The organism is Pontibacter indicus (genome assembly GCF_900156345.1).
Classification (GTDB): Bacteria; Bacteroidota; Bacteroidia; order Cytophagales; family Hymenobacteraceae; genus Pontibacter; species Pontibacter indicus.
In genome coordinates this window covers 51,029-76,256 of record NZ_FTPP01000002.1, presented here as the reverse complement: position 1 = coordinate 76,256, position 25,228 = coordinate 51,029, and the positions used below count along the sequence as shown (strand labels likewise).

Here is a 25,228-nt window from a genome sequence, read left to right as displayed (position 1 = left end):
ATTAGAAGCTTACAAGGAGTATGAAACTTATCAAAGTAATAGGTGTAGCAGCTGGTATGATGCTTTCTTACGGAGCAGTAGCACAGCAAGTGTCTACCACGCAGTCCAGCAATCCATCAGCAAGACCTATTCCGGAGTCTGATGTATTGTTCAAGAAAACGGTTTGGCGTAAGATCGACTTGCGCGAAAAGCAAAACAGACCATTGTTTTCTGAAAACAGAGAGATCACCAAGGTATTGATCGAAGCTGTAAAAAGCGGCGAGCTGGTGGCCTATAAGACAGACTCTGTAAACGTGCCCTTATCCAGAGAGGAATTCCTTGCCAACATGACTGCCAAAGATATGGGCGGTGGGTTGACAGAAGAGGAAATCGCAGCTGGTTTTGGTCAGGAAGAGGAAGACGATGATGCCTGGGGTGCTGCACTTGGTACGACAGCTACACAAGAAACAGGTCCTGTAAGCAACGAGTATTTTGCAAAGCAGCTATACTTGCTGGAGCTGAAAGAGAACGTAGTATTTGATAAGAAGCGCTCTCGCATGTACCACGATATACAAACGATCAGCATTAAGGTACCTTCTACCCTTAACCCACTTGGTTTCGAGCAGACAGTAGGTAGCTTTAAGATGAGCGATCTGGTAAAAGTTTTCAGAAACAATCCTGAAACGGCCATCTGGTACAATGCACAGAACGACGCACAGCACAAGAACCTGGCTGACGCTTTTGATCTGTGGCTGTTCAGTTCTTACATCACAAAGATTTCAAACCCTGGCGACCGTGCTCTGGGCGATATCTACGGTGGTGGCAAGAAAGGTCTGTTAGCTGCTCAGGAAGCACTTGAAGCGCTGATCGAGTACGAATACAGCCTCTGGAGCTACTAATTGCAAAACACTCATAATAAAAAAGGGAGATCAGAAAAGATCTCCCTTTTTTGCTTAAAGCCAGATTCTGCTAATTTGATCTTCTAGTTAAAGATGTATTCAGGTATGGTATACCTGAGCATAACAGCGATCTAGACTTGAGGGATCAATAGAATGTACTTGTTAGATCATCTTATATGCCGTGAAATAAAAGGCAATAGTAAGATCCAGTTACGGGAGGCTTCTGTAGTAAAGGTTGCTTTATAAGGTATAGAAAAGACAGTGCAATAGGCTTAACTTATACCTCGGCCTGCCAATAGGAATATGACCAGCATTAAGCAAGAAAGCGACAAAACTTTCAGGTATATTTTCTCTTGACGCTTAAGGATACAGAGAAAAATGATAGTTGGAAAAAATGCTGAGTCAGAATAGCCAAGGTATAATATAGAGCAATGCCCAAGCAAATTCACTACATCCCTACCTAAGATGCAGCTCCTGAAGCACCATGAAAGTAATCGAACAGAATGTGGGCTTTACGCTGACCGACTTCTTCTGTCAACTCTGCTAATGTCAGTTCCTTCAGCTTCTTCACTGATCTGTACTTTTGAAGCAGTGCATCAGCAGTGGTAGGGCCTATACCTTTCACGTCCGTCAATTCAGTCTTAAGCGTGCCTGCATCACGGCGGGAGCGGTGGAAGGTGATGGCAAATCGGTGGGCCTCGTTGCGCAGACGCTGAATCAGTTTAAGAGACTCCGATTTCTTATCAATATAAAGCGGAAGCTTGTCGCCCGGGTAAAAGATCTCCTCCAATCGCTTGGCTATACCTACGATCGCAATTTTTCCCCAAAGATCGAGGTCTTTCAACGCCTTCACGGCAAAGCTCAGCTGTCCCTTGCCACCGTCGATGATGATGAGTTGAGGTAATGGCTGATTCTCATCTAACAACCGCTTATAACGGCGTGTCACCACTTCGTACATCGACTCAAAGTCATTGGGCCCAACCACAGACTTGATATGAAAGTGCCGGTAGTCTTTTTTGCTGGGCTTCCCGTTTTTAAAACAAACCATCGAGGCAACCGGATTGTCACCCTGAAAGTTGGAGTTGTCGAAGCACTCGATCTGGCGAGGCAGCTCTGTCAGGCGCAGGTCTTTTTTCAGTGTCTCCAGCACACGTATTTCGCGCTGCTCACCCAGGCTCTTATTCTGCTCCTGACGTCCTTCACGCTCTTTGCGCAGGTACATCGCATTCTTAAGTGAGAGATTCAGCAACTTGCGCTTATCGCCAATTTGAGGCTGTGTGATGGTAATGTTGTCCAGTGGAAGGGTAAGCTCGATGTTCGTGATGATCTCGCGGGACGTACTCTCAAACTCATGTCGCAGCTGTACAATCACAGTGGCAAGCAGCTCTTCGTCACTTTCATCCAGTTTTTTGTGCAGCTCCAGCGACTGCGTCTGAATAATGGAGCCGTTCATCACCTTCAGATAGTTAACAAAAGCGCACTTCTCATTGGAGGTAATTGTGAACACATCAATGTTTGAGAGCGTGTTACTCACAACAGTTGATTTGGCCTGATAGTCCTCTAACAGGTCTAGTTTCTGTTTATAGCGGTGTGCCTGCTCGTACTGGTAATCTGCCGCAGCCTCTGCCATGCGTTCCTTGAAATAGGTCTTCGCGATGGAGAGGTTACCCGACAAGATATTCCGGATCTGAGAGATATACTGGTTGTAAGTCGTTTCGTCGATCAGATCTTCGCAAGGGCCTTTGCAATTACCGATGTGATACTCTAGGCATACCTTAAACTTACCGGCTGCAATGTTCTCCGGCGATAGGTTATAAGTACAAGTGCGCAATGGGTACAGCGTCCGGATCAGGTCCAGCACAATGTGCATGGTCGTGCCGCTGGGATAAGGGCCAAAATAGCGTGAGCCATCGTTGATCTTGTTGCGCGTACTGATGACACGTGGGAAACGCTCGTTTACAATGCAGATGTAAGGGTAGGTTTTCCCGTCTTTGAGCAGAATGTTATACTTGGGCTGGTACTGCTTGATGAGGTTGTTCTCCAGCAAAAAGGCATCAGCTTCCGTGTCCACAATCGTGAACTCGATGTCCTTGATCTTGGAAATGAGCTTAAGCGTTTTTTTGTTATGCTGGGCAGAGCGATTGAAATAGGAGCTGACACGCTTTCTGATATCAATCGCTTTGCCTACATAGATGATGCCCTCATCATCAAAGAACTTATAAATGCCCGGTTTATGTGGTAAATGGGATATTTTTTCCCGCAACTTCTCGTTTGCAGCCATGCTTCATTCTTATTAGAAAGCATCTAAGTCAATCGGGGCAGGAACCTGGTAGAACTCGTCCTGTTGGGCAGAGTCTACAGGTATGCCGTTATTGTACTTAGAGCAATCTAATTCTACCGATAAAGGCGTAGAAGGTTTAGGGAATGGTTCTTTTGATCTTTCCAGCGATTTGTCAGCGTATACCTTCTGCAGGAAGCTGCCATAGATTGGCATCGCCAGTTTATTACCCTGACCCAGGGCAATGGTGCGGAAGTGGATGGATCGGTCATCGCCACCTACCCAGGCACCGGCCACCAAGTCTGGAGTGATACCCATGAACCAGGCATCGGAGTAATTCTGAGTCGTACCCGTTTTACCACCGATCTCGTTTTTCAGTCCGTTGCGGTGGCGCAGACCGTAGTAGGCCGTACCACCTGGCTCAGCCGCCGCTTTCAGCATGTGCACCATCATATAGGCTGTCTCTTCGCTAAGCGCATCTACTGTCTTTGGCACAAACTCATGCAGCACATTGCCATGCTTATCCTCGATGCGGGTGATAAAGTTTGGCTCCACCCAGGTACCACTATTCACGAAAGTACCGTAGGCACCTACCATATCATAGAGCGTTACGTCGTTCACACCCAGCGCGAGCGAAGGGTTCGCCTCCAGCGGCGTCGTAATACCCATGCGTTTGGCCGTCTTCACCAATGTTTCAGCACCCAGCTTGTTTACCAGGAAGGCCGAAATCGAGTTAATTGACTTTGCCATCGCATTGCGCAGCGTAAACTTCTCACCGGAGAACTTATTATCCGCATTGTTTGGACACCACATGGTGCCATCACCCAAAGGTATACATACCTGCGTATCGAGCGTTTCGTAGCAAGGGTAGTAGCCGTTTTCGATAGCTGCCGTGTAGAGGAAGGGTTTAAAGACAGAACCCGGCTGGCGGGCGCCCTGTTTCACGTGGTCGTACTTGAAGTGCTTGTAATTGATACCACCCACCCAGGCCTTGATGTGGCCCGTCTGCGGCTCCATGGCCATAAAGCCGGTATGCAGGTAGTGCTTGTAGTGCCGGAGCGAGTCAAGCGGACTCATCATCATTTCCTTCTCACCATCATAAGTAAAGACCGTCATCGGGATCTTCTTGTTCAGGTAGAAGTTAATGGAGTCTTGGTTGCCGTCGAACTGACGGTGCAGGTTGCGGTAGCGGTCAGTGCGCTTAATAGCAGTCTGCAGGAAGTTCGGGATCTCCCTGCCCTGGCGATCGATCCAAGGGTTACGGCCCTTCCAGTGTGCAAAGAACTCTTTCTGGCGATCCTTCATGTGCTCCTCCACCGCCTGCTCGGCATATTGCTGCATGCGCGAGTCGATGGTGGTATAAATTTTTAAGCCATCGGCATACAGGTCATAGCCGTTCTCGCGGCACCACTTCAGCAAAAACTTGCTAGCTTCGGTGCGGAAATAAGGCGCCAGGCCAACGTTCTGGTTTTCGACACGGTACTTCAGGGCGATGTCCTGATCTTTCAGGCTGTCATATTCCGCCTGTGTCATGTAGCCGTACTTCACCATCTGCGAAAGCACCACATTGCGACGGCGTTTTGAGTTCTCCGGGTTGAATTTCGGGCTATAGTAGTTCGGGTTCTTGAACAGACCTACCAGCACGGCCGACTCATGCACTTCCAAATCCTTTGCGTTCTTGCCAAAAAACGTCTTCGCCGCTGACTGCAGACCAAAGGCGTTGCTACCGAACTCGAAGATGTTCAGGTACATGGTCATGATCTCCTGCTTGGTATAGGACTGCTCTAACTTCACAGCCATGATCCACTCTTTTGTTTTATGGATCAGAGTACGGAATCCAGGCTTGTCGTTGAGGTAGCCATTGTTGAGCTCTTCGCCACGGGTGCGGAACAGGTTTTTGGCCAACTGCTGCGTAATGGTACTGCCACCACCCTTCGAGGCTCCGATCATCAGGGAGCCAGCCACGCGCGCCATGGCCTCAGGGTCTATACCTGAGTGCTCCTCAAAACGGATGTCCTCTGTTGCCATCAGGGCATGCACAAAGTTCTCAGGCAGGTCATTGAATTCGATCGGGGTGCGGTTCTCCCGGAAGTACTTGCCCAGTTCCTTGTTGTCGGCGGAGTAAAGCACGGAGGAAAGGGCACTCTTCGGGTTCTCGAGGGTGCGCATGTTCGGCAGGTCCCCGAACAGGTTCAGGAAGTTGACGCTAACCGCATAAATATAGAGGATGAACACGGCCAGGCCACTCAAAAAGAGCAGCCAGAGTGTGGAAATGATCTTGGGGAATACCGACTTTGGTTTTGGGCGGGTGGTTGTTGCCATGTTAATTGTTCGTTCTGAAGTAATTCAGATATTCTTCTACATCCTTCTTCTGTAGGAACTTCTGCCAGTTTCCAGATGATATTGCAAAGGTAATGAATTCTACGCCTCGAATTTTGCCTATCGGGGATTGAGGCGCTTTTTGTTTTATAGTATAAGCCTGCGCTTCCTTCATGTTAGGGAAGGCCCGCAACAGTAGCAATCCTCTGGTGCCATCAAACGGTTGCTGTTCCAACACCAGTTTCTGGTTGCGGAAATAGGTGCTGTTATACTTCTCATATTTGGCCGAGATGTCCTTGAAAGCTGCATGCTCCACAGGGTATAGCATGACAAAATAATAAGCCGAATCAGGAGCACTGGTATAAGCCAACGGGTCAGCGGCGACAGGCGGCTGCACTGCTGGTGCCACAGCGCTGGCTGTATCCTGTGCTATACCTGCTGTATCCAAAGGCGTGCCAGTCTGGGGAGCAGTTGTAGTTGTATCTTGACGAACAGCGGTCGTGTCAGGTATGGTATTCAGGTTGAGCGGGCGCGGCTGCGGCTGCATAGCGGCGCTTCGCTCCCGGGCCGATGCCAACGCGATATTGTTGCTAACCCGCTGTTCAGGCGTACGCTCGTCCTGCTTTTGGGCGGTTGGCGCCGCTGGTGCCTCCTGCCGAAGCAGCTGCTTGCTCTCCAGGTCCTGGTAGCGCTTCAGCAATTCGTCAGCGCGCGGAGCCAGTGGACTGGAGGGGTGCTGTTGTTTAAAGGCCATCAGTTGCTGACGGAGCAATTCGGGTTTTTCGGAGCGTGCCGTGATCATCACATGCAGGAAGGCCACTTTATCCGGTATGTCGTTGAGCGGGTATGCCTGGCTCAGTTCAGTGAGCGTAGTGGTGGCCCGCTGGTATTCACCCTGCTCGTACTGCGCAAAGGCAGAGTCGTAGAGGGTGTGTGCCTTGATGTTGTCGAGCGCGTTCTGGCTCATGTAGTTCGGGTCGTCTACCAGTTTGGCGTAGATCGTGTTGGGGTACTGCTGTTTGATCTTAGCGTAATAGGTGTCCTTCTGCTCATTGCTCTCCCGGCTGTAAATCAGGTATAGGCTGTAGTGTGCCTCGGCCGCGTGTTCCGACTGTGAGAAGCGCTGCAGGAATTTCTCGTAGGTAGCAGTGGCCTCTTCTGTCGAGTTGAGCTTTTGCGCATAGATGTTGCCCAAGCGGAACATAGCGTCCTCCAGCAATTTCTCGGACTGCTGCAGCGCCAGTGTCGTGGTCGGGATATTCTGCAGGTAGGTTTCGACTTGGGCCTGCAGACGGGCAGAACGGCCTTCTTCGGTTTCCGCAGCTGCCGTGTCAGCGGGTTGTTCCAATGCTATCGCCTCTTCCTGCCCGCCAACGGTTTCGCCGCGGCTCAGGAGTCGCCAGTTATCCTGCAGCGGACGGTCGCCCCAGCGCCGCACGAACTCGGAGCGGGCCGTGGCCATGGCCGCCGGATTGTCAAAGTAGAATACGCCGCCTGTGTTGCCGCCTCCAGTTGCTGCGTCCGGGTTATTGCGGCCTCCGACGGTCACGGCTGCCTGTCGTTCCTGCGAACGGCGGGCTTTGCGCTGCTTTTCCTGCTCCAGTTGTTTGGCCTGTTCCTGCACGCGTGCCTCTTCCTCCTGCTGCACAATGTTCTGCACAAAGGCCAGGCGGTCGCCTTCGCTCAGGGAGGCCAGTTGCTGCAGACTGTCCTGCAGCTGGATGGTGTTATACTGCTTGGCAAAGTCGGCGAGGATGTTGCGGCGTTCGAGCACCCGCTCATACTCCAGCGACTGCTGCGGGTATACCTGCACGGCGCTGTCGTAATAGGCCTGCGCCAGGTCGTATTTGTTCAGGTTCTCGAAATAGATCTCACCGGCCAGCAGGTAGGTATAGGCTTTCTGGTTAGGTATAGAGCCTGGTGTTTTCAACGAGGCCTCAATGCTCTCAAGCGCTTTGTCGTAATGCTGCTGGCGGCGTTCGAACACAGCCATCTCGTAGTAGATCTTGTCGCGGTACTCGGCGTTTTTCTCGTCGCGCAGCATTTTCTGGTAATAGCCCGCTATGCGGTTCAGGTCCTGCGCATCGTCCAGTTCCGACACCTGTCCCAGGTATAGCCGGCTAAAGAAGCCTAAGTCATAGGGCGGGTTGCGGCGCAGGATGCGGCTGTACTGCTGATAGGCTTCCTGGCTTTGGCCGCGGTCCTGGTAGAGGCGGGCAAGGGAGAAGCGCACACGTGACTGGTCATCGCGATTTGTGAAGTTCGGCAGCGACAGGTCCAGGTTCTCGATCACGGCGGCCGTGTCGCCCTGCATGAGGTGGTACTCGGCACGAGCCAGGTATAGCTCGCGGGCATTGTCGCGGTTCAGGCGTTCTTTGCGCAGAAACTCCGACACCTGCCAGGCATTGTCCGTCTCCCCCAGTTTCAGGAACGAGCGCATCAGCCATACCAGCGCTTCATGTTTCACGTGGCGGTCTTTGCCGGTAGAGTTCACATACCTGAACGTCTGGGCGGCCTCCGGAAAGTTGAGTTCATAGAAGCGTACCTTGCCTATGACCAAGTAGCTGTCGTCGATCCATTTGCTGTTGGGGTGGTACTGAATCGGGAAAGAGGCCTTTTTGATGACATCCTCCAGGTCGGCGGCGTGCGCCTTGTAGGTGGCAGAGTCGATGGGCGGGAAGATGGGCAGCGGCCGGTTGTAATCATACACGGTCTTGTCCTTAATGCTCTTCTCAATTGCCTCCAGCTTCTCTTTTGCCAAAAAGTAGCCGTTGTAGCGGGCCGTGGTGTTATGATAGGCCTTACTAAGCGGATTATTGCGCTCAGCTGAACAGCCCGCCAGCATAAGACAGGCCAGCACAAGGAGAAGGTATGGTGAGTTTTTGCCCAAAGTGTCGATTGTGTGCAGCATATACAGGCCGCCTATTCCATAATAACGGCCTGGCTATACCTGAAAGTATTTGGCCCGCTCCTGCAAGCAGGCTTCAAGCCATCTACAAAAATACAATAATATGCCAATTATGTAAGGGCCTCTGCATAAAGGCTGAAGTCCGCTATTGAACTATAGAAAACAAGAAATGGTTTCAGGCCTCAGAAGGCGCACAAGCTGCCCTAAAGTTCGGCGAAATATGGACGATTTGCAGAGAAGCCCATGAAAAAAGCGTAATTTTGTAAATTATCTAAAACAAACCAGCGCATGGCAGAGCCGGACGAAAAAAAGCAAAAGGGCGAAGACTCGTTCAAAGGCTACCTGAAGTACTCAGGATTGGCCTTTCAGATGATCGGGGCGATGGTACTGGCCGCCTGGGTCGGGTCGAAGCTGGACGAAAGCATGGGCAACGAAAACCCCTGGATGACGATTGTGCTGTTAGTTTTGGCAGTGGTGGCCTCCATGGTGTTGGTAATAGTATCCTTAAATAAAAAGTAAGCGCATTGAAATTCTTTAGAAACCTCCTCATTTTCACAGGTGTCGTGATCATTGGCATCGGCCTACTCTCTTTCTATACAGGCACCGCGCTCCTTCACCCGCTCATCTGGTATATCTTAGGCTTTATGGTTTTTGTCACGGCGCTGGCCTACTATGTGTCGCGGCTGGGCGTGGGCTACGATCCGGACAATTTCCAGCTGTACTATTTCGGCTCGATGGGCTTCCGGATGATCCTCAGCATCGCCGTTATTTTTGTTTACATCTATATGTACTCCGAAAACGAGTTGCAATTCGTTTTCAACTTCTTCGCGTTATATTTTCTATTTACCGGGTTTGAAATCTACAGCTTAATAACTAACTTCGCACCGCAATTGAAAAAGCAGAGCTAGAAATAGCTTTTGTAGATTTTAAATTTGCTTTTAAATCTCTCTTAATGAAGAAGTTATTTATTTTACTGTTTTCCTTCCTGACGATCTCTGTCCACGCAGAGGCTGCAGCGGAAGGTGGCGAGTTCAGGCCTGGCGATTTGATCATGCATCACATCGCGGATGATTACTCATGGCACTTCGCCGATGGCGTAACGCTATACCTTCCGGTTATCCTGATCGATAACGGTACGCCACAGGTGTTTTCATCCAGTAACTTCTACGACGAGAACCATGCGCTGGTGCCTTACAATGGCTATGTGCTGAACCACGGTCACATTTACCGCGCTGATGCCAATGGCCAGCCGGCAGCGGATCAGTCTTCTCTTCTGGACTTCTCTATTACAAAGAACGTAGCTTCTCTTTTCGCTAGTGTGATCCTGCTGTTTGCAGTGTTCCTGACCATTGCCGGAAGCTACAAGAAAAACAGAGGCAAAGCGCCAAGCGGTATTCAGTCTTTCTTCGAGCCGATTATCATTTTCGTTCGTGATGAGATCGCCAAAGGCAACATTGGTCCGAAGTACGAGCGCTACATGCCATACCTGCTGACTATCTTCTTCTTTATCTGGTTTAACAACCTGCTCGGTTTGATGCCGGGTGGCGCCAACCTGACAGGTAACATCGCGGTAACGCTAGTGCTGGCTACCCTGACGCTTTTGATCACTGTGTTCAGTGGTAATAAGAGCTACTGGGGACACATTTTTGCAACGCCAGGTGTGCCAAAATGGCTTTCTCCGATCATGATTCCGGTGGAACTGATTGGTATCCTGACAAAGCCGTTCTCCCTGATGGTTCGTCTTTTCGCCAACATTACGGCCGGTCACATCATCATCCTGTCGTTGTTCAGCTTGATCTTTATTTTCCAAAGCGTTGCCGTAGCACCGATCAGTGTGGCGTTTGCCATCTTTATGTTCTTCCTGGAATTGCTGGTGGCCCTGCTGCAGGCTTATATTTTCACCCTGCTATCTGCGATGTACTTCGGTGGCGCAGTAGAAGAGCACGACCACGTAGGTGACCACGGTCACGGCGACGGAGCACATTAATCTGTTTTTTATTTTTTAACTATATATAACTATAATTATGTTAGCAATTTTGCTTCAAGCAGTAGCAGCTACAACCGACTTCGGTTTGGCTATCATGGGTGCCGGTATCGGTGCTGGTCTGGTTGCCCTTGGCGCTGGTTTGGGTATCGGTAGAATCGGTGGTTCAGCCATGGAGTCTATCGCACGTCAGCCAGAAGCTGGTGGTAAAATCCAGACTGCTATGATTATCGCGGCTGCCCTTATCGAAGGTGTTGCACTTTTCGGTGTGGTAGTTTGCTTGCTAATTTCTTTCAAAGGCTAATCACCTTTGTATTTGGTCTCTCGTCCGGACGCATGGTCCGGACGGAGAGGTCAAAAAATAGTTAAATAGTTAAAAGCACCACCGGTGAGAGCCGGTCATCTGATTAAAACCTAATTATTCAAATTCATACACAATGGAATTAGTAACCCCAGGTATAGGTTTAATTTTCTGGCAGACGTTGACTTTCATCGTTGTGCTGTTCTTGCTTTCCAAGTTCGCCTGGAAGCCAATCATGGGTGCCCTGCGCGAGCGCGAGGTTTCTATTGAAAGCGCACTGGCTGCCGCTGAAAAAGCAAAGCTGGAGATGCAGGGCCTGAAGGCTGAGAACGAGAAACTGCTGGCCGAAGCCCGTATGGAGCGCGACAGAATCCTGAAGGAAGCTTCGGATGCTGCCAACATGCTGGTGGAGACTGCCAAGCAGAAAGCAAACGAAGAAGGTGGACGCATGATCGCCCAGGCGCGTGAGTCTATCGAGAACGAGAAGCGTGCTGCTATCACAGAGGTGAAGAACATGGCTGCTGCCCTTTCGGTGGATATCGCGGAGCGTATCCTGCGCAAGGAGCTGAGCAACCCACAGGCACAGCACGAGCTGGCCAAAGATTACATCAACGAAGTAACGCTTAACTAATCGTATCACATAGCCTTGTCACCATGGGTGAGGAGGCCATAATAAAGCACTATGTCAGAAATTAGAGTTGCTTCGAGATACGCAAAGTCGCTGATTGAGCTGGCAAGGGAACGAGGCGTGCTGGAGCAGGTAAAGGAGGACATGGATATGTTCGCCTACGTACTGGACCACAACAGAGACCTGAAGCTCCTGCTGCGTAACCCGGTTGTGAAGTCAGATAAAAAACTGGCTGTGATCAACGCAGTGTTCAAAGGCAAGGTAAACGACCTGACCCTGGCGTTTTTCAGCATTGTGGCCCGCAAAGGCCGTGAGTCGGTACTGGAGTTCATCGCGCCGGAGTTCGTGAAGCAGTACAATGTATACGAAGGCATCACAACTGCCAGCGTGACCACTGCCGTGCCGTTGACAGAAGAGCTGCGCAACGAGCTGGGCAAGCGCCTGGTAGCGCAGACCGGACAGCGCGTAGAACTGGAAGAAAAAATTGATCCGTCTCTGATCGGTGGCTTCGTGCTCCGTGTAGGCGATCAGCAGATTGACAGCTCTGTGAAGTATAACCTGAACAAGCTGAGAAATAAATTTAAAGACAACCCCTATATCAATAAATTATAATCATGGCAGAAGTAAGACCTGACGAAGTATCAGCCATACTAAGAGAGCAGCTATCTGGCTTCCGTTCTGAGGCAGAACTGGAAGAAGTAGGTACAGTACTGCAAGTGGGTGACGGTGTCGCTCGTATCTATGGCCTTTCCAAAGCACAATCTGGTGAGCTATTAGAATTCGAGAACGGACTGCAGGCGCTTGTTCTGAACCTGGAAGAAGACAACGTAGGTGCCGTAATGCTCGGTGACTACAGCGAAATCAAAGAGGGCGCCACTGTAAGAAGAACCAACCGCATCGCCTCTGTAAAAGTAGGTGACGGCATCATTGGCCGTGTGGTGAACACACTAGGTCAGCCAATCGACGGTAGAGGTCCTATTGCTGGTGACCTGTACGACATGCCACTGGAGCGTAAAGCACCAGGTGTGGTATTCCGTCAGCCGGTAAACGAGCCAATGCAGACGGGTATCAAGGCGATCGACTCTATGATTCCGATCGGTCGTGGACAGCGTGAGCTGATCATCGGTGACCGTCAGACAGGTAAATCTGCCGTTGCGATTGACACGATTCTGAACCAGCGCGAGTTCTTCGAAAAAGGACAGCCAGTGTTCTGTATATATGTTGCCGTGGGCCAGAAAGCGTCTACAGTAGCACAGGTAGTGAAGTCACTGACTGAAGGTGGCGCGATGGATTACACAGTAGTTGTTTCGGCTTCTGCTTCTGATCCAGCTCCAATGCAGTTCTTTGCTCCGTTTACAGGCGCTGCTATCGGTGAGTTCTTCCGCGATACCGGCCGTCCTGCACTGGTTGTTTATGACGACCTTTCCAAGCAGGCCGTTGCTTACCGCGAAGTGTCTCTACTGCTGCGTCGTCCTCCAGGGCGTGAAGCTTATCCTGGTGACGTATTCTACCTGCACTCTCGCCTGCTGGAGCGTGCCGCTAAGGTTAACGCTTCTGACGAGATCGCTCGTAACATGAACGACCTTCCTGAGTCTATCCGTCACCTGGTACGTGGTGGTGGTTCTTTGACGGCTCTTCCGATCATCGAGACGCAGGCTGGTGACGTTTCTGCCTATATCCCGACAAACGTAATTTCGATCACTGACGGTCAGATCTTCCTGGAGACAAACCTGTTCAACTCCGGTATCCGTCCTGCGATCAACGTAGGTATCTCGGTATCGCGTGTGGGTGGTAACGCGCAGATCAAGGCGATGAAGAAAGTATCTGGTACCCTGAAACTGGATCAGGCGCAGTTCCGTGAACTGGAGGCGTTTGCGAAATTCGGTTCTGACCTGGATGCCGCTACCAAGCTGACAATTGAGCGTGGTCGTCGTAACCTTGAGATCCTGAAGCAGCCGCAGTTCTCTCCGGTGTCTGTAGCAGAGCAGGTAGCTATCATCTACTGCGCTACAAACGGCTTGCTGGACACAGTGCCGGTGAACGAAGTAAGAACGTTTGAGAAAGACTTCCTGCGCACGATGCGTGCTCAGCACCAGGATACCCTGAACGCGCTGCTGGCTGGTAAGCTGGACGACGAGACAACGGGTGTTATCAAGCAGGTAGCCAGAGAGCTTTCTGCCCGTTACAAAAAGTAATAGTTGGTTATAAGTTAGAGACTGCTGCAAGAGGCGGTCTCTAACTTTATGCTTACAACATACAAAATATGGCAAGTTTAAAAGAGGTTAGAAGCCGCATCACATCGGTACAGTCGACACAGCAGATCACCAAAGCCATGAAAATGGTGGCGGCTGCCAAGTTGAGACGTGCTCAGGACAACATTCTGCGTATGCGCCCCTATGCGCAGCGCCTGAGTGGCATCCTGGCCAACCTGTCTCAACTGACAGAAGGATCGGTGTCGAACATCTACTCTGAAAAGCGCGAAGCGAACAGAGTGCTGGTGATCGTGGTAACGTCTGACCGTGGTCTGGCGGGTGCTTTTAACTCCAACATCATTAAAGCAGCCAACACGCTGGCACAGGGCAAATACCGCAGCCAGCAAGAGGCCGGAAACCTTACCTTCCTGACAATTGGCCGCAAAGGTGCCGAGGCGCTGAGCAAGCGTGGTTACAAAGTAATCGGTGATTATACCGGCACTTTCGCAAACCTTTCCTTCGACACTGTTCGCATAGCAGCAGAGCGCGCCATGAATGGTTTCGTTGCCCGTGAGTTCGATCAGGTAGACATTATCTACAACGAGTTCAGAAACGTGGCGACGCAGATCGTGCGCACCGAGCAGTTCTTGCCAATTGAGGAGAAGCCAGTAGAGGACACAGCCAACAACATCGTGTCGGACTATACCTTCGAGCCATCAAAAGAGCAGATCATCGAGGAGTTAATACCGAAGTCGCTTAAGATTCAGGTATACAAAGCGGTGCTTGAGTCGAATGCCTCAGAACACGGTGCCCGAATGACGGCCATGGACAAAGCGACAGAAAACGCGGGCGAGCTGCTCAAAGAACTGAAGCTTACCTACAACAGGACGCGTCAGGCTGCCATTACCAAAGAGATCCTCGAGATCGTGGGTGGTGCAGAGGCGCTTGCAGCAGAGTAAATTGAATCATCAAATAAAAAAGCAACGCCCATCAGACAAGGTGGGCGTTCTTTTTTTGGGGATATCATAGAGTGTGTTATATTTTTGTTAAAACATCAATTATAGGAGCCCATAGGCGCCCACAAGTTGGGAAGTGCTGCCTATCTTTGAGAAACTCAACAACAAACACATGAAGTTAAGCGGTTTTAGATCCGGTATTCAGACCCTAGTGGCGGCAGTATTCTTAATTGCCGTGCAAGCCTGTACGACAACTAATACAGCCAACAGCCCGGTTGCGGCAAATGCACCGGAAAGCAAGACGGTGAGCGGCGTAGAAGGCCGGCCAAAGCTAGTCGTGGGTATCGTGGTAGACCAAATGCGCTACGACTTTTTGTACCGCTACTGGGACAAGTACAGCGAAGGCGGATTCAAGCGACTGGTTCGACAGGGATTCAATTTCAAGAACAACCAGTACAGCTATGTGCCCACCTATACCGGACCGGGACATGCCTCTGTGTATACTGGTAGCGTACCTGCCCTGAATGGGATCATCGGAAACTCCTGGTACGAGCGATCGACAGGAAAATCCATGTATTGTGTAGAGGACAAGACGGTGAAAACAGTTGGCAGCACATCGGATGCTGGCTTGATGTCGCCACGTAACCTGCTGACAACGACCATTACGGACGAATTGCGCCTGTCTAACAACATGCAGTCGAAAGTGGTAGGTATAGCCCTTAAAGACAGAGGCGCTATTCTGCCAGCCGGTCATACCGCCAACGGAGCCTACTGGTTTGACTCTCCTTCCGGAAACTGGATCACGAGCACGTTCTATGCGGGCGCTTTGCCAAATTGGGTGCAGGAGTTCAACAACCAAAAGCATCCGGACAAACTCATGAACGAGGTATGGAACACGCTGCTGCCGATTGAACAGTATACTGAGAGCACAGCCGACAATATGCCGTGGGAGCGTGCCCTGCCAGGAGAGGAAAATCCGGTATTCCCGCACAACATCCCGGCCATCCGTGGCAAAGATTACGAACTGATCCGCTCTATACCTGCCGGCAACACCCTGACCACCGAGTTTGCCAAAGCGGCACTGCGCGGCGAAAACCTGGGTAAGGGCAAGCATACCGATTTCCTGGCACTGAGCTACTCCACCCCTGACTATGTGGGGCACTCATTCGGGCCAAACTCCATTGAAGTGCAGGACATCTACCTGCGCCTCGACCGGGAGTTGGAAGAACTGATCAACCTGCTGGAGAAAGAGATCGGCAAAGACAATATTCTGATCTTCCTGACGGCAGACCACGGTGCGGCGCATGTACCGGCTTATATGGAATCGATGAAGATACCGGCTGGTACAGCTACCTCCAGCGTGATGCGTGACTCCCTGGAGCAGCATTTGAATAAAATGTTCGGTAAAGGCCGCTGGGTGGAGCGTTACACCAACCAGCAGGTATACCTGGATCATAAGACAATTGAAAGCAAAAAGCTGAAGAGATTAGATGTGCAGGAAGCGGCGGCTAACTATGTCATGCGTTTCGAAGGCGTGGCCAGAGCCATTTCAGCAGATGCGATACAGCGTACAGGCTGGACTGGCGGGTTAATGTCGCGGGTGGAAAGCGGCTACAACGCCCAGCGCTCCGGTGATGTGATTGTGGTGCTGCAGCCAGGCTGGTTCGAAGGTTACGGCAGCGGGCCGCAGAAAGGAACCACCCACGGCTCGCACAGCAACTATGACACGCACGTGCCACTGGTATGGTATGGCTGGAAGGTGAAACCGGGCGAAAGCTCTGTGGAGACCGCCGTGGCAGACATTGCCCCGACCATTGCCTCCTGGCTGTACATACAGGAGCCAAACGGAAGCGTAGGGCGCCCCTTGCAAGAATTAATGAAGTAACAATACCTGTCGGGAAGAAATGAACGGCAGTTTTTAAGATGAATATATGATGGAGAATTTAGAAAAAAATAACCCGTGGCATAGCGTGAGCTATGGTGAAGAGGCCCCGGCAGTCGTAACTGCCATTATTGAGATTCCAAAGGGTTCGAAGGCGAAATACGAGCTGGACAAAGACAGCGGCATGCTGAAACTGGACCGTGTACTTTTCTCTTCGGTGAACTACCCTGCCAACTATGGCTTTATACCTAAGACTTACTGCGACGACAAAGACCCGCTGGATATCCTGGTGATCTGCTCGCTGGAAGTGGTGCCGATGTGCCTGATCGACGCGAAAGTGATTGGCGTAATGCGCATGATCGACAACAACGAGGAAGACGACAAGATCATTGCCGTGGCCAACAACGACATGTCGGTGCGCCACATCAACGACATCTCTGAGTTGCCTCCGCACACCTTGTTGGAAATGCGTCGCTTCTTTGAGGACTACAAGAAACTGGAGCACAAAGAGGTGATCGTAGAGCAATTCCTGGGTCGTGAGCCGGCTTACGAGATCATCAAGGAAAGCATCAGACTGTACGATGCGACCTTTGGCGAAACAGAACCGAAGACCATCTAAAAATTTACTTTTCCTGTAAAGCCTGATGTGGGGTAAACCTGCGTCAGGCTTTTTTATTTACAGCCAGGCGGGGTTTGAAAGCCGTACCTGAATTGCGAACTTGCGCAGAAGGATGCTAGATAAAGAACACAGCAAGACAAAGCGACATCAACCACTGGTCAATTGGCTACGGACAGGTATAGAAGCCCTGCTCTACAGCAGTGTGTTCATTTCGCTGTGCGCTTTCGGACTGACAGTGGAGACCTATCTGTTGACAGGCTTGGACGTGTCGCTGCCAATGGCGGGCTTTGTCTTTCTGGCGACGCTCTTTACCTACAACACCAGCAGTCTGCAGCGCATGTGGCGGGGCTGGCGTGCCAGCGAGGCGGGACAATCCTGGAGCATACGACACCAACGGGAATTGGCAGTACTGGCTTTGCTGAGTCTGCTGGGGGCGGCGATCCTGTTCTTCCTGTATGGGCTCCGGCTTAACTTGTGGTTTGTGCTGGCTCTGGCCCTGATCTCGGTGGGCTATACCGTGCCGCTATCGCGCAAGCGGCTCAAGCCTTTTCGGAGCGTGCCTTTGCTGAAAGTATTCCTTATTGCCTTGGTCTGGTCAGCCGTCACTGTATTGTTTCCCTTGATCGATGCGGCCGCTGCTTTAGACAACTCCATGCTGCTGATCTGGCTGCGGCGCTTCCTGTTTATCCTGGCGCTCGCCCTGCTGTTCGACATCCGCGACTATACCTACGACCGCCGTACCCGCACGCTCACCTTCCCCGGACTGCTAGGCGAGAAATATACCCGGCTCTTGTCCCTGGCGCTACTGCTGCTATACCTGTTGCTCGTGCTGCTGACGGAAGAAGGTGAAGTCCTGGTTGGTCTGCTGGGCGCCTCTGTAGTGGCCGGCCTGATTGTATGGCATGCATCAGAGGAGAAGCCCCGCATCTATTATGCGCTGCTGGCAGATGGGGCCATGCTGGTGCATTTTGCTTTCGTATACCTGGCTGTGAGCTAAGCGCGGCGCAGGTGCTGAAAAGCCTGTGGCAGGTGCTGGATCACATCCGAGGCGATCATCGAGATTTCTCCTACCTCTTCTTTGGCCAGGTCGCCGGCGAGGCCGTGCAGGTATACGCCCAACAGGCAAGCCTCTTTCAAGGTATAGCCCTGCGCAACCAATGCCGTCAGGATGCCGGTGAGCACGTCGCCTGTGCCGCCGCTAGCCATGCCTGCATTGCCGGTTGTGTTAAAGTAAATGTCTCCTTGCGGCGTAGCAATGGCCGTGTGACTCCCTTTGAGCACCAGGTAGCATTCGTATACACTGCAGAACTCCCGCAGCTCCTCCAACCTTTCATATTCATTTTTGCTTTGACAGACCAGCCTTTCAAACTCTTTCGGGTGGGGCGTGAAAATAACCCTGCCTTTCGGGAGGTGGGCTTTGAGCTTGTCACTGCTGGCGATCAGGTTGATGGCGTCGGCGTCGATGACGAGTGGCGCATCCGTAGTGGCCAATAGTTGGCCCAGTAGTGTTTTGGTCACTCGCTCTGTGCCAATGCCCGGCCCGATACCGATGGCGTTGAATTTCTCCACAGACTCCGGCAGCTTGGAGAGATGCTTGCGGTTGCTGTCAGGTATGAGCATGGCTTCCGGCACGGCTGTTTGCAGCGCATCGTAACCAACGGCGGGTGTCTGCACCGTGAGCAGGCCTACGCCGCTGCGCAAACAAGCCCTGGCCGCCAGCACGGCCGCTCCTATCTTGCCGTAGCCTCCACAAAACAGCAGCGCGTGTCCGTACGTGCCTTTGTGCGAGAATTTGGTGCGCGGCTTTAGCAGGTGCTGGATCTCGTCCTGCGTCACAACGTGGGAGTTCGACTTCGCCTCCGACAGGTATGCCGGGCTCAAACCGATGGGTACAGTATGCCATTCACCAACGTAGGGCTCGTGCTGTGGCAGAAAAAAAGCCAGCTTAGGCAGTTCAAAACTCACCGTATGATCCGCCTGCACGATAGCCCCCTCGGCAGGCGTTTGCTTATCCGTGTACAAACCAGAAGGAATATCGATCGCTATGGTGCAGGTGCTGTGCTCGTTGAGCCAGTTGATTACATCGGCATAGAGCCCGGTGACAGGTCTGGAGAGGCCGGTGCCAAAGAGGGCGTCGACCACGCAGGCTTTGTCAGGTAGAACGGGCAGGTCGTTTTTGCTCGTAATGCGGTGGGGAGGAACCTCATGCGGCAGGCGCTCCAGGTTGAGCTGAAAATCCTGGGAGGTCTGGCTGCCGTCGTTCACCAGGTATAGCTGCACGTCGAAGAGGCGGTGGTGCAGTAGCCGGGCCACAGCCAGCCCGTCGCCGCCATTGTTGCCGGGGCCGCAAAAGATGCAGACCGGGCGCTCCGGCGTGAACTTATTCTCGAACCAACCTACAAAGGACCGTGCTGCCCGCTCCATCAATTCGTCTGATGCAATGCCTTCCTCGCTGATGGTCTGCGCATCAGCTTCACGGGTTTGTAGGGCGGATAGGATTTTCATATGTTATTTTTATACTTCTGTCTTCAGAGATAGTTGTACGCATTTTTCAGGCGAACGCACAGTCGCTCTTCTTTATCAGGTATAGCCACTCTCTTGTGACAGGTATAGAAGAGGTTCCTCAGGTTTAGAAGTTTTTCTTTCGTCAGGTATAGAAGGGTACTTTCAGGTATAGAAATGCTTATCGTCTATTCGCAAAAATTCATCCCTGTTAAAATGCTAGCGTCGCCGTCAGTTTGATCCGAAGGTTATCCCTCTCCCGCGGCAAGGCATAGGAGCCATAGCGGTAAAAGGCGCCCACTCCAACACCAGAGAAGGCAGAACTGATCACGTTGTTGAGCATCAGGCCGGATTCAAAAAAGCCTTTGCGCATGTTGGCGTACTGCAGGGGCTGCAGGTCAGGTATAGACTGGCGCAGGTCGCCGATGCCCATGTTGTGCACCAGCACCAGGTCGGGCTTGAAGAGTTTGGTGTTGAGCAGGCGCTTGCCCAGGTCCTGGCGCAGGAACAACGCCATGTAGCGATCCGAGAAGAACTCGTAAGGTCGCATCGTCTCGAACCCCTCGCCAGCATATACCTTGTAGTGAGAACTGTAGCTTCCGTAGCCATTGTAGAGGCTCACGAAGGGCGCATCGCCCTGCACCCAGCCACCTGCCAACACAAAACTGGTTTCGCCGAGGCTCCGCTGCCGGAAAGTCCCTTCGGCACGCAGGTCGAGCTTGTTGTAGGTATAGCCGTCGCTTTCCAGGGCGTCGATGCCTTTGGTGTACTGGAGCCAGAGCACCGGATAGCGGCTCGGCATGGGCAGCATGCGGTTGAAGAGCTGCATGTACTGTTCTCCATAGGCAAAGCGCATACCTGCCGTTACCTCAGCCAAGTTAAACTCCGGCGTGCTTATACCTGGCTCGGGTGTGAAAAACGGGAGCGTCGGGCGGCGTTGTTCCTGCCGTATACCTGCCTGCCACTGCACATAGCGCAGCATGCGCCCGCTCAGGCCGGCACTTCGTTGCGTGGTATAGTCCAGCAAGGGCAAGAGGGCGGGACGCAGATCGCGGAGGAGGCCGCGCTCCCGGAACGGCAAGCGATGGCCACCCGGCTCTGCTACGTCTTCTGCAAAGGCAGCAGAAAGTGTGAGTTCGGATGGTTTGTGTAGCTTAATGGCAGCATCAGCCCCGTATTTGTGCTCCTTGTCGCGCAGGCCGTAGCCCCAGTAACCGCCTACCGTAAAGCGCTCTGAGAGCAGGTTGTTGGTATGGGCGCCCATCCCGATGCGCAAGCCTTCAAAGCGACTCACCTTCAGCAAGCGGTTCAGATCCAGGCTGATGGGGCCGATGGGCAGCTGTTTGGCCATCAGGTATTCCATGGTGCGGATGGTGCGGTCGAGCTTTTGTGCCTGGCCCACGCTGTCGAGGCGCTGGTAGGTGGTCTGCTCTTTGGGCGAAAGCGAATCGGGCCGGTAAGCTTGCCAGAGTTGCTCCGGCTGTCGCCAGGCATCGGGCCGCTGCTCCAGGGCGATTACGCCAAAATCGCTGCGGCGCAGAGGCGGGTTGAGGTTGACGTTGGTGATGTAGGTGCGGATGTGCCCGTAGGGCTGATGGCCCCGCATGTAAATCTGTTGCACCGTGATCTCCACATCCAACTCCGAAGGAAACCACTGCCGGCCATCTACTTTCATGAACTGCTGCTGCAGCTTCAGGCCGCGCTTGTCATCGGCGTGCGACTCCGCCACTACATTCTGCACGGCCCAGCCGTCGCTGTTGATGTAAAGCAATCCCTTTAAGCCATTGAAATTCTTCCCGGGCTGCGGGGCATACGAGATGATAAAAACCGTATCAGCTCCTACCACAGCTTTTTCCTGCAACACAAAGTCGTAGCGCCTAATGCTGCCATTGCTCAGCGGGCTCAGGTAGCGCTTGCCAAAGAACACCGGCATGTCGTCGTACACAGAGAACACCCGCGCTTCGGCGGCCACTACGCCAAAGCTCGGCTGCCGCAACCCCGACACCCGGGTGGCCAGAATGGTTTCTTTGGAGAGGTTGCTGCCCAGCTGTGCAAAGTCGGTGATGCTCTCCATCATGAAAAGGTGCTGTTTGGCCAGCAGGTTCCGCATTCGCAAGGCAGAAGAGTCCTCCTCCGTCAGGCGCAGGGTATCGCTCAGGTCGAGGTCGTCGGGCGCGTTGGCCGTCAGGATGAATTTGTTGTAAGTGCGGTAGGTATAGGCCGGAATATTGTCGAGGCGGTGACGGCCGCGGTTTTGGTTGGCTAGCCGGATAATGCGGTGCGCCGGGTTGCTGCCGGAATGAATGACGACTTCCCGCAACTGGGCTGCCGCGGGGCGCAGGGCAATGTCAAGCTGCGCTACCGAATCGACCGGAATGGTTTGCGGGGTATATCCTACGTAGCTGAAGCGCAGGCTGGTGATCGGGCGGTTGTGCTGGAGCTGGTACTGCCCCTCCAGGTTGGAGGTGGTGCCTGTTTCGCCGTTGTTCACCACGATGCTCACGAAGGGAAGCTTTTCGCGTGTGCTGGCGTCGCGCACTGTGCCCCGCACCTGGTATACCTGTGCAGCGGCCAGGCTGACCTGCAGCAAGAGGAATAGGCATAAAAGCAGGTGGCGTATGGGCATGTGGTAAAGATATAAAAAGAATTGGCGCCTCCTCACAGAACAGGAAGCGCCAGGCTATACCTTGCGTGAGATCATCATATATTAAAAAGTAAGCGACATCGCCATACCCATCTGCCCGTTAGGCAGCACCACCGGGTACATGGCCGTGTTCAGACCGCCACCGTGCGTGAGTTTGGCATGCACCCAATACACAGTGTTTACCGCCAGTATACCTACCCCCGCGCCGGCCAGCACGTCCGAGAGCCAATGCGCATCGTTCAGCACACGTAGCACACCAGTGCCGCCAGCTATACCGTAGCTCACCACGCTTACCCAAGGGCTCTTGTGCCGGAACTCTTTGTCCATGAAAGTGGCGATGGTGAAGGCATAGGCTGTGTGCCCCGACGGGAAGGCATAAGGCTTTCCGTTTGGACGTTCTCTGTCGGTCAGCTTCTTGGTAGGCCAGACAATGGCGGAGGCAAGTGCCCCGGAAGAAACGAGCAGCAAGGTCTGGCGGCCCAGTTCGTGCCTGTTCTGCGACGAGATAATGTTGAAGCCATAAAGCCCCACCAGTGGCGCGAGCATGGCAAAATCGTCGGCATTAGTGGCAAAATCAGGGAAAACCCGGTGCCGGTAGTTAAACACATCGTCGCTGTTGAGGATACCGTGCCCGCCCATGGTATAGAGACCGGCACCGATCAGCGCAACGGCAGGTATAACGGCCCGCTTCAGGTAGCGTTTGTTGTCGCCCTCCAGCCGCTGTGACTCGGTAAAGGGGTGTTTCTGACCGGGTAGAATGGTGTCGGCGGGCAGGGCGAAGAAATCATCGCCGACTGTCCGGAGCGTATCGGCCTTCGGTTTCTGTGGTGGATGCTGCTGCACCTGTGCCAGGGCCGTGGCAGGTGCGAAAAGTATACTAAGCCAAAGAAGGTGGATCGTTAACAGCTGGTTTAATCTTATCTGCATGCTCTGGAAAATTTGTCGGAAAACTCAATATGCTACAAAAGGCACATCCGTGAAATTTAACGGCTGGCCTTGCCATGGGTTTTGAAAGGAAGCTACAAAGTATTGCACCACACAGTCATCAGTAGGAACTTACAGGAAGTCTACCGGTCCACTTCGCCCAGCACAATGTCCACAGAGCCTACAATGGCAATGAGGTCGGCCACCATGCAACCCCGGCTGATTTCAGGCAAAACGGAGAGATTCACAAAGCTTGGGGCGCGGCCGTGGCAACGGAAAGGCACGTCGCTGCGGTCGGTGGTGCGGAAGAAGTAGCCCAGTTCGCCGCGCGGCGTTTCGCCCCGGAAGTAGAGCTCCTGCGTGCCGGTCATGCGCAGCTTTTTGGGGCAGGCCGCCTGCGGGTCAAAGTCAGGGGTACGCTTGTGCTCGCCCGTGAGCTGGTCGAGGCATTGGCTGATGATCTTCACGGACTCGCGGCACTCAAGCGCCCGCACGTAGTTGCGGTCCCAGCAGTCGCCGGTGGTGCCCATCATACCTTCGCCGATTGGTACTTCAAATTCCAGCTCCGGGTATACGCTATACCCATCGACGCGGCGCAGGTCGTGGCGCAGGCCGGAGCCGCGCAGCATGGGGCCGGAGCAGCCGTAGTTGATGGCCACATCCAGCGGCAGCACGCCCACATTGGCGGTGCGGTCGATGAAGATTTTGTTCGTGAGCAGGATGGTATCCAGCTCATCGAGCTTGGGCTTCAGGTAATTGATAAACTCGCGGCAGCGCTCCTCAAAGCCAATAGGCAAGTCATAATACAGGCCTCCCACCCAAATGTAATTGTACAGCATGCGGGCTCCACTCGTCCACTCGAGCAGGCGCTGGATATGCTCGCGGTCGCGCAGCAGCCACAGAAAGGGCGTGAAAGCCCCGATATCAATAGCGTAGGTACCAATGGCCAGGAAGTGTGAGGCAATGCGGTTGAGCTCTGTGACCAGTACCCGGATGTACTCTACCCGTTTTGGAATCTGGTCGGTGATACCCAGCAGTTTCTCTACACCCATACACCACACATGCTCCGAATTCATGGCGGCCAGGTAGTCCATGCGGTCCACGTAGGGGATGGTCTGGTTAAAGGCCATGCTTTCGGCATGCTTCTCGAAGCAGCGGTGCAGGTAACCGATGTGTGGTGCCACCTCCTGCACAATCTCCCCATCCGTGACTACCTCCAGGCGCAATACGCCGTGCGTGCTCGGGTGCTGCGGCCCCATGTTCACGATCATCTCACCCGCCCGCAGGTGTTCCAAGCTGAACTTGTTCGGCTCCGATTGCAGCAGGTATTCTTTGTGCGTGGTAGACAAGGGGGAGGAATGATTAATGACTAATGGATAATGATTAATGATGAATGCAGAGCAAAGTTCGGAAAAATGGGGGACTTATGGGAGGGGATTATTAAAGTTAGGTAATATGGATATAACCTACGTGGTTTTAGAAAATAATATAGTATCGTATATATTTACTATATTCGTTATTCGAGTTCAATATAGATTAAATTAATAAAGCGGTAAAGCAGTTTAATACGATACTTTTTAATAAAAAATTACAAACAACTTATAATTACAGACTTATGATTGATAAAGAGCTTGAAGCAATAATAAAGTGTCACGAGCACTTAACAGATTTAGATAATGATTCTCGTATGAGAGTATTTAAATACTTATTTGATCGTTATGGCCTGCTGCCTTCACAAAATCAAGCTTCAAGCAATATGCATATATTGACAGAAGCATATGAAATTACAGAGGTCGAAGATACTAGGGAAACACCTAAGAAAGCGGAGCAGAAACCAAAAAAGGTCGCAACTAATGGGAAGAGTTCAAAATCAAGTATAGGGCAATCCTATTCCTTAGTAACAAGTCTTAACTTGGTTTCCGCAGCTGATAAAAGTTTGAAAGAGTTTTTTTCAGGATATGAGACTAAGACTAATTTCGACTACAACATAGTTATTTTATACTATCTAAAGTATATTCTAAAAGAAGATAATATAAATGTAAATCACATTTATACCTGTTATAAGCATTTGGGTATTAAAGTTCCTAACATAGTGCAAAGCTTAAGAGACACAAAAAACAGGAAGGGGTGGATAGATACTTCGAATTCTGAGGATTTGAAAGTTACTATTGCTGGGGAAAATTATATAGAGCACGAAATTGCAAATAAGTAGT

General features: G+C 52.1%; 20 protein-coding genes. 13 read left to right on the top strand and 7 right to left on the bottom strand.

Translation table 11 applies throughout. The annotated features are described in order from the left end of the window. Positions 1-20 precede the first annotated feature (20 nt). Complete coding sequence (porN, locus tag B0B12_RS08965) at positions 21-878, top strand: type IX secretion system ring subunit PorN/GldN (protein WP_076668025.1); 858 nt, start codon at positions 21-23, stop codon at positions 876-878. A 460-nt stretch (positions 879-1,338) separates the two neighbouring features. Here porN and uvrC read toward each other — a convergent pair whose 3' ends face one another. Genes uvrC through porW form a run of 3 tightly spaced genes read right to left on the bottom strand, consistent with a single transcriptional unit; the run spans position 1,339 to position 8,335 of the window. Beyond that, complete coding sequence (gene uvrC / locus B0B12_RS08960) at positions 1,339-3,159, bottom strand: excinuclease ABC subunit UvrC (RefSeq protein ID WP_076668023.1); 1,821 nt, start codon at positions 3,157-3,159, stop codon at positions 1,339-1,341. A 12-nt stretch (positions 3,160-3,171) separates the two neighbouring features. After that, positions 3,172-5,478 (bottom strand): penicillin-binding protein 1A, encoded by a 2,307-nt coding sequence (locus tag B0B12_RS08955; RefSeq protein WP_076668020.1) that lies wholly within the window; start codon positions 5,476-5,478, stop codon positions 3,172-3,174. Between the two features lies 1 nt (position 5,479). Further along, positions 5,480-8,335 (bottom strand): type IX secretion system periplasmic lipoprotein PorW/SprE, encoded by a 2,856-nt coding sequence (gene porW / locus B0B12_RS08950; RefSeq protein WP_244554654.1) that lies wholly within the window; start codon positions 8,333-8,335, stop codon positions 5,480-5,482. 336 nt (positions 8,336-8,671) lie between these two features. On the opposite strand from porW, the gene B0B12_RS08945 reads away from it, so the two are divergent. The 11 genes from B0B12_RS08945 (at position 8,672) to B0B12_RS08895 (ending at position 17,942) form a co-directional block, all read left to right on the top strand. Continuing rightward, entirely contained in the window at positions 8,672-8,902 is a 231-nt protein-coding gene (locus tag B0B12_RS08945) for an AtpZ/AtpI family protein (protein WP_076668016.1), read from the top strand. Between the two features lie 5 nt (positions 8,903-8,907). Further along, positions 8,908-9,291, top strand: a complete 384-nt coding sequence (locus B0B12_RS08940; protein WP_076668013.1) for a hypothetical protein — start codon at positions 8,908-8,910, stop codon at positions 9,289-9,291. A 44-nt stretch (positions 9,292-9,335) separates the two neighbouring features. Next, positions 9,336-10,370, top strand: coding sequence for a F0F1 ATP synthase subunit A (gene atpB / locus B0B12_RS08935; RefSeq protein WP_076668010.1), 1,035 nt, complete (start codon positions 9,336-9,338; stop codon positions 10,368-10,370). A gap of 37 nt (positions 10,371-10,407) precedes the next feature. Next, a complete protein-coding gene (atpE, locus tag B0B12_RS08930; RefSeq protein WP_007653345.1) occupies positions 10,408-10,671 on the top strand; it encodes an ATP synthase F0 subunit C in 264 nt (87 codons plus the stop codon). A 133-nt stretch (positions 10,672-10,804) separates the two neighbouring features. Beyond that, positions 10,805-11,299 (top strand): F0F1 ATP synthase subunit B, encoded by a 495-nt coding sequence (locus B0B12_RS08925; RefSeq protein WP_076668007.1) that lies wholly within the window; start codon positions 10,805-10,807, stop codon positions 11,297-11,299. Between the two features lie 51 nt (positions 11,300-11,350). Next, positions 11,351-11,908 (top strand): ATP synthase F1 subunit delta, encoded by a 558-nt coding sequence (atpH, locus tag B0B12_RS08920; protein WP_076668004.1) that lies wholly within the window; start codon positions 11,351-11,353, stop codon positions 11,906-11,908. 2 nt (positions 11,909-11,910) lie between these two features. Then, positions 11,911-13,491: a F0F1 ATP synthase subunit alpha gene (gene atpA, locus B0B12_RS08915; RefSeq protein WP_076668001.1), complete on the top strand. Its 1,581-nt coding sequence runs from the start codon at positions 11,911-11,913 to the stop codon at positions 13,489-13,491. Positions 13,492-13,559: 68 nt separating this feature from the next. Continuing rightward, a complete protein-coding gene (gene atpG, locus B0B12_RS08910) occupies positions 13,560-14,447 on the top strand; it encodes an ATP synthase F1 subunit gamma (RefSeq protein WP_076667998.1) in 888 nt (295 codons plus the stop codon). 169 nt (positions 14,448-14,616) lie between these two features. After that, a complete protein-coding gene (pafA, locus tag B0B12_RS08905) occupies positions 14,617-16,329 on the top strand; it encodes an alkaline phosphatase PafA (protein WP_083704222.1) in 1,713 nt (570 codons plus the stop codon). 46 nt (positions 16,330-16,375) lie between these two features. Continuing rightward, positions 16,376-16,945, top strand: a complete 570-nt coding sequence (locus B0B12_RS08900) for an inorganic diphosphatase (protein ID WP_076667995.1) — start codon at positions 16,376-16,378, stop codon at positions 16,943-16,945. Between the two features lie 112 nt (positions 16,946-17,057). After that, positions 17,058-17,942 carry a UbiA family prenyltransferase gene (locus B0B12_RS08895; protein WP_076667992.1) on the top strand — a complete coding sequence of 295 codons (885 nt, stop codon included), beginning with the start codon at positions 17,058-17,060 and terminating at the stop codon, positions 17,940-17,942. Here B0B12_RS08895 and B0B12_RS08890 read toward each other — a convergent pair. The 4 genes from B0B12_RS08890 to B0B12_RS08875 all read right to left on the bottom strand — a co-directional run bounded on the left by B0B12_RS08890 (position 17,939) and on the right by B0B12_RS08875 (position 24,364). Continuing rightward, complete coding sequence (locus tag B0B12_RS08890; protein ID WP_076667990.1) at positions 17,939-19,450, bottom strand: bifunctional ADP-dependent NAD(P)H-hydrate dehydratase/NAD(P)H-hydrate epimerase; 1,512 nt, start codon at positions 19,448-19,450, stop codon at positions 17,939-17,941. The genes B0B12_RS08895 and B0B12_RS08890 overlap by 4 nt on opposite strands. A gap of 208 nt (positions 19,451-19,658) precedes the next feature. Next, complete coding sequence (locus B0B12_RS08885; protein ID WP_076667987.1) at positions 19,659-22,073, bottom strand: DUF5686 and carboxypeptidase-like regulatory domain-containing protein; 2,415 nt, start codon at positions 22,071-22,073, stop codon at positions 19,659-19,661. Between the two features lie 81 nt (positions 22,074-22,154). Next, positions 22,155-23,018 (bottom strand): phosphatase PAP2 family protein, encoded by an 864-nt coding sequence (locus B0B12_RS08880; protein WP_083704169.1) that lies wholly within the window; start codon positions 23,016-23,018, stop codon positions 22,155-22,157. Positions 23,019-23,158: 140 nt separating this feature from the next. Beyond that, on the bottom strand, positions 23,159-24,364 hold the full coding sequence (locus tag B0B12_RS08875) for an NADH-quinone oxidoreductase subunit D (RefSeq protein ID WP_083704168.1): 1,206 nt from the start codon (positions 24,362-24,364) through the stop codon (positions 23,159-23,161). Between the two features lie 266 nt (positions 24,365-24,630). Between B0B12_RS08875 and B0B12_RS08870 the strand changes: the two genes are divergently transcribed. After that, the gene (locus B0B12_RS08870) at positions 24,631-25,227 is read left to right on the top strand and encodes a hypothetical protein (protein WP_076667981.1); all 597 of its coding nucleotides are present in this window, start codon (positions 24,631-24,633) and stop codon (positions 25,225-25,227) included. Position 25,228 lies beyond the last annotated feature (1 nt).

What these genes read in the sequence shown, in the direction of transcription:
- B0B12_RS08895 (WP_076667992.1), top strand. Translation starts at nt 17,058, where the DNA reads ATGCTAGATAAAGAACACAGCAAGACAAAGCGACATCAACCACTGGTC.
- B0B12_RS08900 (WP_076667995.1), top strand. Translation starts at nt 16,376, where the DNA reads ATGATGGAGAATTTAGAAAAAAATAACCCGTGGCATAGCGTGAGCTAT.
- uvrC (WP_076668023.1), bottom strand. Translation starts at nt 3,159, where the DNA reads ATGGCTGCAAACGAGAAGTTGCGGGAAAAAATATCCCATTTACCACAT.
- B0B12_RS08945 (WP_076668016.1), top strand. Translation starts at nt 8,672, where the DNA reads ATGGCAGAGCCGGACGAAAAAAAGCAAAAGGGCGAAGACTCGTTCAAA.
- B0B12_RS08870 (WP_076667981.1), top strand. Translation starts at nt 24,631, where the DNA reads ATGATTGATAAAGAGCTTGAAGCAATAATAAAGTGTCACGAGCACTTA.
- B0B12_RS08890 (WP_076667990.1), bottom strand. Translation starts at nt 19,450, where the DNA reads ATGAAAATCCTATCCGCCCTACAAACCCGTGAAGCTGATGCGCAGACC.
- pafA (WP_083704222.1), top strand. Translation starts at nt 14,617, where the DNA reads ATGAAGTTAAGCGGTTTTAGATCCGGTATTCAGACCCTAGTGGCGGCA.
- porN (WP_076668025.1), top strand. Translation starts at nt 21, where the DNA reads ATGAAACTTATCAAAGTAATAGGTGTAGCAGCTGGTATGATGCTTTCT.
- B0B12_RS08880 (WP_083704169.1), bottom strand. Translation starts at nt 23,018, where the DNA reads ATGCAGATAAGATTAAACCAGCTGTTAACGATCCACCTTCTTTGGCTT.
- atpG (WP_076667998.1), top strand. Translation starts at nt 13,560, where the DNA reads ATGGCAAGTTTAAAAGAGGTTAGAAGCCGCATCACATCGGTACAGTCG.
- atpE (WP_007653345.1), top strand. Translation starts at nt 10,408, where the DNA reads ATGTTAGCAATTTTGCTTCAAGCAGTAGCAGCTACAACCGACTTCGGT.
- B0B12_RS08925 (WP_076668007.1), top strand. Translation starts at nt 10,805, where the DNA reads ATGGAATTAGTAACCCCAGGTATAGGTTTAATTTTCTGGCAGACGTTG.
- atpH (WP_076668004.1), top strand. Translation starts at nt 11,351, where the DNA reads ATGTCAGAAATTAGAGTTGCTTCGAGATACGCAAAGTCGCTGATTGAG.
- B0B12_RS08955 (WP_076668020.1), bottom strand. Translation starts at nt 5,478, where the DNA reads ATGGCAACAACCACCCGCCCAAAACCAAAGTCGGTATTCCCCAAGATC.
- B0B12_RS08885 (WP_076667987.1), bottom strand. Translation starts at nt 22,073, where the DNA reads ATGCCCATACGCCACCTGCTTTTATGCCTATTCCTCTTGCTGCAGGTC.
- atpB (WP_076668010.1), top strand. Translation starts at nt 9,336, where the DNA reads ATGAAGAAGTTATTTATTTTACTGTTTTCCTTCCTGACGATCTCTGTC.
- atpA (WP_076668001.1), top strand. Translation starts at nt 11,911, where the DNA reads ATGGCAGAAGTAAGACCTGACGAAGTATCAGCCATACTAAGAGAGCAG.